The following is an 889-nucleotide window of genomic DNA, read 5'->3' on the forward strand; positions in this document are numbered from 1 at the left end:
CAGCCTGGCCGACCCCACGGGCGTGTCGATCTACCACAGCAAGTGCCCCTACGTACCCCCGGGCAGCACCACCACCGGCGGCACCACCACGGGCGGCACGACCACCGGCGGGACGACCACGGGCGGCACCACGACCGGCGGCACCACCACCGGCGGGACCACCACGGGCGGCACCACCACCGGGGGTACGACGACCGGCGGGACCACCACCGGGGGTACGACGACGGGTGGCACCGGCAACGGCGCGTGCTCGGCCACGTACTCCACCACCAACTCCTGGTCCGGCGGTTTCCAGGGCCAGGTCACGGTGACAGCCGGCAGCGCCGCGATCAGCAGTTGGACCGTCAAGTGGACCCTGGCCAGCGGTCAGACCGTCACCCAGGTCTGGAACGGCACGCTGACCACCAGCGGGTCGACCGCGACGGTCACCAACGCCTCCTACAACGGCTCCCTGGCCGCAGGAGGCTCCACCACCTTCGGGTTCCTCGCCAACGGCAGCCCGAGCACACCCACCCTCACCTGCACCAGTTCCTGACACCGGTTCCCCCGGCACAACGGGCGGCCGGTTCCGGGCGGACGTGACCGTCGCCCGGATCTCGTCCGCCGCGGTCGTCGGCCCGGGGCACACCCCCGGGCCGATGCCGGCGGACCTCCGCCCCACCGGCTTTTCCCCCGGCCGACCCGCGATCCCGCGGTTCGGCCTTCCCCCACACAATCAGGAGGATGCTGATGACGACATCAGCGAAGGACCGCTTCTCGCGCCGTGTGCGACGATGGGCGCTGTCCCTGGGCGCGGCCGGCGCGCTCGTGGCCGGCGTGCTGGTCGGCGGCACGGTGACCGCCGGCACGGCCGGCGCCGCCGCGTCCGGCCCGTGCGACATCTACGCGG

General features: G+C 73.6%; 1 protein-coding gene. It reads left to right on the forward strand.

The window, feature by feature from the left end; all coding sequences use genetic code 11:
• Window positions 1-535 (forward strand): cellulose binding domain-containing protein (locus tag K7G61_RS35920; RefSeq protein WP_225851348.1); only part of this gene is annotated, 535 nt, incomplete at its 5' end.
• Between the last annotated feature and the right edge of the window lie 354 nt (window positions 536-889).

This window comes from Streptomyces sp. HPF1205 (assembly GCF_020400825.1).
Taxonomy (GTDB): Bacteria; Actinomycetota; Actinomycetes; order Streptomycetales; family Streptomycetaceae; genus Actinacidiphila.